The organism is Bacteroides pyogenes DSM 20611 = JCM 6294 (assembly GCF_000428105.1).
Taxonomy (GTDB): domain Bacteria; phylum Bacteroidota; class Bacteroidia; order Bacteroidales; family Bacteroidaceae; genus Bacteroides; species Bacteroides pyogenes.
Genome location: NZ_ATZH01000010.1, coordinates 117,310 through 124,869, shown reverse-complemented (window position 1 = coordinate 124,869; position 7,560 = coordinate 117,310). Strand labels below are relative to the sequence as shown.

The window sequence follows — 7,560 nt, the reverse complement described above, 5'->3', positions numbered from 1 at the left end:
TATACGACAGAAGAAGTTTTACCGGACAGCAATAATAAAAAATCCATGAAATCTTAATATGTTAAATCCCCCAAAAATAGAAACTGGGTCCTTTTTCTTCTTTCTCTAAATTAAAATGTTTCACCTATGTTTTACCGAAGACAAACAAAAAACGCTGTAAATTATTTATTTACAACGTTCTGTGACTTTCTTCAAAGTGGTGCCACCAGGAATCGAACCGGGGACACAAGGATTTTCAGTCCTTTGCTCTACCAACTGAGCTATGGCACCTTTTTGTTTGCGGGTGCAAAGGTAATGAAAATTTTGGAATCTACAAGTAGATTATAAATAAAAACTGCTGATAAAAAGAAAGTAATATAGTTTTCATTATATTATTGATTGTTTTATTACTTTTTTCTCAAAGCGTTCCACCCTTGAGCTCTTAACTCAAATTCCTGCCCATCACGCGTGACCAATGCGCATCCTAATTCGGGTTTGGTGATATGTCCGATCAAACGGATCCCTTCTATCTGAGAAACTTTATCATAATCAGCAATAGATACAGTAAATACAAGTTCATAGTCTTCACCGCCGTTCATTGCACAGGTGGTTAAATTCATATTAAACTCTTCAGCCATGACCGCTGTTTGATAGTCAATCGGAATATGCTCCTCATATATACGGCAACCTGCATTGCTTTGCTTGCAAATATGAAGAAGCTCTGATGATAAACCGTCGGATATATCCATCATCGAGCTTGGAATAATATTAGCTGCAGCAAGCTTTTCAATGATGTCTTTACGGGCTTCAGGTTTTAGTTGGCGTTCAAGCAAATATTCTTTGCCGGAAAAATCCGGTTGAATATCTTTTTCACCTTTAAGAACAGTCTTTTCGCGCTCTAAAAGTTGCAATCCCATATATGCAGCTCCCAAATCTCCACTGACACAGATAAGATCAGTCTCTTTAGCTCCATTCCGATAAACGACTTTATTTTTATCGGCTTCTCCAATACAGGTAATGCTTATGGCAAGTCCTGTTAAAGACGAACTGGTATCTCCTCCCACGATATCCACATGGTATTGTTGACAAGCCAGACGCACTCCGGCATAAAACTCTTCGATATCTTCTACGCAAAAACGTTTAGAAAGGGCAAGAGATATTGTAATTTGTCTTGGTGTGCCATTCATGGCATAAATATCAGAGAAGTTCACTACTGCAGACTTATATCCTAAATGCTTCAGAGGAACATAGGTCAAGTCGAAGTGTACACCTTCCATAAGGAGGTCTGTAGTTACTAATATTTGTTTCTCCGAGGGGTAAGAAAGAACCGCCGCATCATCGCCTATTCCGTATTTACTGGATTCGTTTTCCAATTTGATCCCCTTGGTGAGGTGGGCAATCAAGCCAAACTCACCGAGGGTTGATATTTCCGTTCTCATAAACAAGCATTAATGTTAAGCACGGTTAATGAGTTCGCGCATGATAGTCGTCATCTTGGGTTGAGCTGCATCTGCTGCTTTTTGTACCTCTTCGTGAGTTACTTCTACGATCTTTCCCTCTACACCCAAATCGGTAATAACGGAAACACCAAAAACCTTAATCCCGCAATGATTGGCTACAATTACTTCGGGCACGGTAGACATGCCAACTGCATCAGCTCCCCAAATATGAAACATCTTGTATTCCGCAGGAGTTTCAAACGTCGGACCTTGCGTACCAAGGTAAACCCCATGCTGCACTTTAATTCCTTTTTCGCGGGCAATCGCATCTGCTTTACGAATCAGTTCTTTGTTATACGCTTCACTCATATCCGGGAATCGCGGTCCATAAGAAATGTTTTTGCCTCGCAGAGGATGTTCGGGGAAGTAGTTGATGTGGTCGGTTATAATCATCAAGTCACCGATTCCAAAATTAGGATTAGTTCCTCCACTGGCATTTGAAACAAACAAAGTCTTGATACCGAGTTCACGCATTACACGCACCGGGAAAGTCACTTCTTTCATAGAATAACCTTCGTAATAGTGGAAACGCCCCTGCATAGCCATAATTTCTTTGTTGCCTAGTTTCCCGAAAATTAGTTTTCCACTGTGCCCTTCGACAGTAGATAACGGGAAATTAGGGATATCCGAGTAGCTTATTTCATACTTCTCGGTAATTTCACTTGCCAAACTTCCAAGTCCTGTTCCAAGTATGATTGCTGTTTCAGGACAAGTGCGCATCTTTTCTTTCAGATAAGATGCGGTCTCTTGAATTTTCTCTAACATAATTAATGATATGTTGGTTAAATTTATTTTGTAGATTTTGCAATATTTCAACTTCAATGGGGATAATATAGATGAAGGGTTTTAGACCTTCGTCTAATGTCTGATTCATAATCAAGCGACTGATATCTTTTTCTGTGGTAACAATCAACCGTTCCTTGCTATTTAACTTTTGAAACTGTTTTTTTATAAAATGCAGATCGCGATGAGTAAATTGATGGTGATCATCAAAAGAAATCATTTCTACTTTGGCGGAATGTTTATCCAACTTTTCCTTAATGTCTGTAGGAAAGGCGATACCAGTGACCAATACAACTTCTGTATTACTCAAAGCGGATAAAGGAATAAATCCATTTCCTCCACGTATACCCTGTGCGTCCGGGAATGCAGGTTCCAAATCCCCATAGCGGAACGATGAGAAATAGAGTTGCTGATATGGATAAAGAGCTATTCGCTTGGTAATAATGTTATAATCAATTGGTTTGATATTTTCCGGACACTTGGTGACAATAACTATTTGTGCCCGATTTTTGCCATCTACAGGTTCGCGAAGTCGTCCGGCCGGAAGTAAAGTGTCATCGCAGAATAAACGGTTGTAGTCAGTTAGCAATATATTTAGTCCCGGTTTGACATAGCGGTGTTGAAAAGCATCGTCAAGTAAAATAACATCTACTGTTGGTTCTTTCAAAGCCAGTAACTTTTCGATACCGTGACACCGGTCTTCATCAACAGCCATTACGATAGACGGATATTTAGCATACATTTGATAAGGTTCGTCACCAATGGTATGTGCAGTACTTTCTGCGGTAGCCTTTATATATCCCTTGGTTTTACGCTTGTACCCCCGGCTCAAAACCGCTATGTGATACTTTTTATGAAGAAGCTTTATCAGATATTCGGTGTGAGGCGTTTTGCCCGTGCCCCCTATAGCCAGATTGCCGATGCAAATAATTGGAGCGTCAAAACTCTTTGATTGGAGAAATCCCCAATCGAAGAATTTATTCCTTATTCTAATCACTGCTCCGTAAAGCCACGAAACAGGGTAGAGCCACTTGTGTATCTTGGTAAAGTGTTCGTCCATCTATTAATTTTATTTCATGTTCAGTTCAAAAGGGATTCGTGCCTGAATCGCCGATTTCTCTTTCAGGTTTTTCAATAACCCGAATGATTGATAATACTCTCCTAGTTTGCTGTTCAGCAGCTGAGATTCTATATAATTGGTCGGTGCGCTTTCGAATAAAGAAGAAAAAAAGTCTTTCTTTTTCGGGTAAGATATAATGGTATATCTATCTATTCCGGCTTTGGATACAGCAATCTCCAATGCTTTATCTATTCCTCCAAGCTCGTCAACCAAACCCAGTTTTTGTGCTGTTTCTCCTGTCCATATACGCCCTTCAGCTATCTTTTCAATTGCTCCTTTGGTCATACCGCGCCCTTCTGCGCATCGGGCAATAAAAGTGTCGTATCCTTGAGATACTGTCATTTGAATGAGAGCTTTCTCGTCCTCATTAAAGGGGCGCATTATATTGCCTATATCAGAATATTTGTTGGTTTTTACCACATCGTAAGTAATGCCTATCTTCTCGCTCAACTCCTTTATGTTGGGAATCATTCCGAAGATGCCGATAGAGCCGGTTAAGGTAGTCGGTTCGGCAACAATTGTGTCGGCTATGCAAGAGATATAATACCCTCCTGATGCGGCATAATCTCCCATTGACACAATGACTGGTTTGGTAGCTTTCAACTCTTTTACCGCATGCCATATTTGTTCGGATGCAAAGGCGCTTCCACCTGGTGAGTTGACGCGCAGTACAACGGCTTTTATATCTTCATTTTCTTTCAGTCTGCGAAGATCGCGAATCATTTTATTTCCTACTATACCTTCATTGGTTGCACCGGATATCGGATTGTCTGTGATCTCTCCGGAAGCATAGTAAACAGCCACAATATTGCCACTTCTATCTTTAGGGAGATTCTTTTTTACATTAATCATATCATTTAATCCAAGTATTGGTAAAGAGGCTTTTTCATCTATTCGCATCATTTTTTTTAGATAGTTACGGACATCGTTGCGATAAATCAATGCATCTGCTAATCCTGCGCTTATCGTTTCTTCTGCCGGATAAAACATCAACATCCGGTCGGCATAAGCATTAAGAGAATCAACGGAGATATTCCGGGATGCAGACACGTCCTTTGTGATTTGTTTCCACACGGAATTAATAAACTCGGTTACTTGTTCGCGATTGGCTGTACTCATTTCTGTAGAGATAAATGGTTCTACGGCAGATTTGTAAGTACCGACCTTGAATATCTGCATTTCTACTCCCACTTTTTTCAGCAGATCTTTATAGAATAAAGGGGTAGAGGAAATGCCGCGCCATTCAATGACTCCTTTAGGGTTTAGCAAAACTTTATCTGCTACGCTTGAAAGATAATAAAGCTTTTGTGAATATGTGTCGCTGTAAGCAATTACAAATTTACCGCTTTCTTTAAAGTCAAGCAGTGCGTTTCGTATTTCTTGCAAAGAAGCGTACGAAGTACTTAGGTAAGAGGCTTGCAGGTATATACCTTTAATGTTCTTGTTTTCTTTTGCCTTTTTGATTGAGGCAAGGATGTCATCCAATCCGTAGGTTTCGGTATCCTCTTTAATCAACTTGGACAGTATGTCTATAGGATTTTCTTGAGTACGTTCGACTAGTGTTCCTCTCATATTGAGCATCATTACCGAGTTCTCTTTCACTGTCGTTTCGTTGTCTGATGCCGATACGATACCGAACAATGTGATAATGCCGATAATAAATAATAGAATAGTCGACAAAATGATTCCGGTTACAGTGGCAAGCGTAAATTTAAAGAAATCTTTCATAATACCTTTCGTTTTTTATAGCCAACTAACTTTTAAGCTAACAAAGATAAATAATTGAGTTGATATTTCCCCAATAAGTCGCACGTTTTTTTGTTTTGTCACATTGAAATACAAGTTTGTTAGTTGGTTATGCCAAAAAAGCTTTTTATCTTTGCCTTGCGTATTTTTTTAATAATTCTTTATCATGAAAAGAAAATCTCTTTTTCCAGTTGTAGTTCTGGCTGTTCTTTTTTTATATACATCTTGTTTTAAACCAGAAAAGATAGAAATAAAAGATTATACCCGGTATGTAAATACGTTTATAGGCGCTGCTGATAACGGACACACATTTCCGGGAGCTTGCTATCCTTTCGGAATGATACAAACTAGTCCGGTAACAGGTGCAGTGGGCTGGAGGTATTGTTCGGAATATACGTATCAAGATTCTTTGATTTGGGGATTCACGCAAACTCATCTGAACGGAACCGGCTGTATGGATCTGGGAGACATATTGATCATGCCTGTGACCGGTGTACGTGAACGTTCGTGGGATGCTTATCGCAGCCGTTTTTTGAAAGAAAAAGAGAGTGCGTCCCCGGGATATTATACTGTGGAGCTTATGGATCCTCAGGTAAAGGTAGAGCTAACAGCTTCGGTTCATACGGCTTTCCATCGATATACTTTTCATAAAGCAGATTCGGCTTCTTTGCTAATCGATTTGCAGCACGGACCGGCCTGGACGGAAGAACAATATCATTCTCAGGTGAATAGTTGCGAGATGGCTTGGAAAGACGCTTATACATTGACCGGACATGTGAATAATACGGTGTGGGTGAATCAGGATTACTTCTTCGTGATGAAATTTAACCGTCCCGTTGTCGACTCTCTTTATTTGCCAATGGGGGAAGCAGAACAAGGGAAGCGGATTATCGCAAGCTTTGATCTAAAACCGGGCGAAGAGCTTTTGATGAAGGTCTCCCTTTCTACAACGAGTGTGGAGGGGGCGAAGAAAAATATGGAAGCAGAAATTCCTGCCTGGGATTTTGAAGGAGTAAAGGGAATTGTTCATGACGAATGGAATAGTTATTTGAGTCGTATTGAAGTTGAAGGAACAGATGATGAAAAAGTGAATTTTTATACTTGCTTTTATCATACGCTGATTCAACCGAATCAAATATCTGATATAGACGGATATTATCGCAATGCGGCAGATTCTATAGTTAAGGCGGGTGCTGGTGTGTTTTATTCTACATTCTCTTTGTGGGATACATACCGTGCGGCCCATCCATTCTACACTTTGATGGTTCCCGAACATGTGGATGGCTTTGTCAATTCGCTTATAGAGCAAGGAGAGGTACAAGGCTTTTTACCTATTTGGGCTTTGTGGGGTAAGGAGAACTTCTGTATGATTGGTAACCATGGAGTTTCTGTGATTGCGGAAGCCTACCGAAAAGGTTTTCGGGGATTTGATGCTGAAAGAGCTTTTGAAATGGTAAAACGGACTCAGACAGTTTCTCATCCGTTGAAGTCCGACTGGGAGGTGTATACGGAGTATGGCTACTTCCCTACAGATTTGACTAAAGCAGAATCGGTATCTTCTACATTGGAGTCAGTTTATGATGATTATGCAGCTGCTGATATGGCAAGTCGCCTTGGGAAAAAGAAAGATGCCGCTTATTTTGCAAAACGGGCGGATTATTATAAGAATCTTTTCGACCGAGAAACTAACTTCATGCGTCCGCGTAAAGCTGATGGAACTTGGAAGTCTCCTTTCAACCCAAGTGAAGTCGGACATGCGGAAAGTAGCGGAGGGGACTATACGGAAGGAAACGCTTGGCAATATACATGGCACGTACAGCACGACGTTCCGGGACTGATTTCTCTTTTCGGTGGTGAAGAGGCTTTTTTGAATAAATTGGATTCTGTGTTTACGGTAAAGCTGGAGACTTCGCAGGCCGATGTGACAGGATTAATCGGTCAGTATGCCCATGGCAACGAACCCAGTCATCATGTGGCCTATCTTTATACTTTAGCTGGCCGTCCGGAGCGTACTCAGGAATTAGTGCGCGAAATTTTCACAACTCAATATCGAAATGAACCCGACGGACTTTGTGGCAATGACGATTGCGGACAAATGTCTGCCTGGTATATGTTTACTGCAATGGGATTCTACCCTGTCGATCCCGTTAGTGGCGAGTATGTGTTTGGCGCTCCGCAATTGCCGAAAATAATGTTACATCTTCCCGGGAATAAAACATTTACTGTTATTGCCGAGAATTTTTCTGCTGAGCATAAATATGTGGACTCTATATTTTTGAATGGTAAAAAATATGAGAAAAAGAGTATTTCTCATGAGGAAATCCTTAAGGGTGGCGAGTTGCTCTTTAAGATGAGGTAGCTTTTTTATCATAATAGCTAGATCCCCTTTAAAAAATATGGCTCAACAGAATAGTTGAGTAGAATATCTTTTTA

General features: G+C 40.4%; 5 protein-coding genes and 1 tRNA gene. 1 reads left to right on the top strand and 5 read right to left on the bottom strand.

From position 1 onward, the window contains the following. Positions 1-197 precede the first annotated feature (197 nt). The 5 genes from C234_RS0103000 to sppA all read right to left on the bottom strand — a co-directional run bounded on the left by C234_RS0103000 (position 198) and on the right by sppA (position 5,109). A tRNA-Phe gene (locus C234_RS0103000) sits at positions 198-270 on the bottom strand. Between the two features lie 116 nt (positions 271-386). After that, positions 387-1,418, bottom strand: a complete 1,032-nt coding sequence (gene thiL / locus C234_RS0102995; protein WP_027324558.1) for a thiamine-phosphate kinase — start codon at positions 1,416-1,418, stop codon at positions 387-389. A 15-nt stretch (positions 1,419-1,433) separates the two neighbouring features. Then, positions 1,434-2,243, bottom strand: a complete 810-nt coding sequence (locus C234_RS0102990; protein ID WP_027324557.1) for a purine-nucleoside phosphorylase — start codon at positions 2,241-2,243, stop codon at positions 1,434-1,436. Further along, entirely contained in the window at positions 2,182-3,321 is a 1,140-nt protein-coding gene (gene lpxK, locus C234_RS0102985; protein WP_027324556.1) for a tetraacyldisaccharide 4'-kinase, read from the bottom strand. The genes C234_RS0102990 and lpxK overlap by 62 nt, the downstream gene beginning before the upstream one ends. A gap of 9 nt (positions 3,322-3,330) precedes the next feature. After that, a complete protein-coding gene (gene sppA, locus C234_RS0102980) occupies positions 3,331-5,109 on the bottom strand; it encodes a signal peptide peptidase SppA (protein WP_027324555.1) in 1,779 nt (592 codons plus the stop codon). A 184-nt stretch (positions 5,110-5,293) separates the two neighbouring features. Between sppA and C234_RS0102975 the strand changes: the two genes are divergently transcribed. Continuing rightward, entirely contained in the window at positions 5,294-7,486 is a 2,193-nt protein-coding gene (locus C234_RS0102975; protein ID WP_027324554.1) for a GH92 family glycosyl hydrolase, read from the top strand. Positions 7,487-7,560: the final 74 nt, after the last annotated feature.

Excerpts from the sequence above, each read along its gene's own strand:
- thiL (WP_027324558.1), bottom strand. The coding sequence starts at position 1,418 with ATGAGAACGGAAATATCAACCCTCGGTGAGTTTGGCTTGATTGCCCAC.
- C234_RS0102990 (WP_027324557.1), bottom strand. The coding sequence starts at position 2,243 with ATGTTAGAGAAAATTCAAGAGACCGCATCTTATCTGAAAGAAAAGATG.
- lpxK (WP_027324556.1), bottom strand. The coding sequence starts at position 3,321 with ATGGACGAACACTTTACCAAGATACACAAGTGGCTCTACCCTGTTTCG.
- sppA (WP_027324555.1), bottom strand. The coding sequence starts at position 5,109 with ATGAAAGATTTCTTTAAATTTACGCTTGCCACTGTAACCGGAATCATT.
- C234_RS0102975 (WP_027324554.1), top strand. The coding sequence starts at position 5,294 with ATGAAAAGAAAATCTCTTTTTCCAGTTGTAGTTCTGGCTGTTCTTTTT.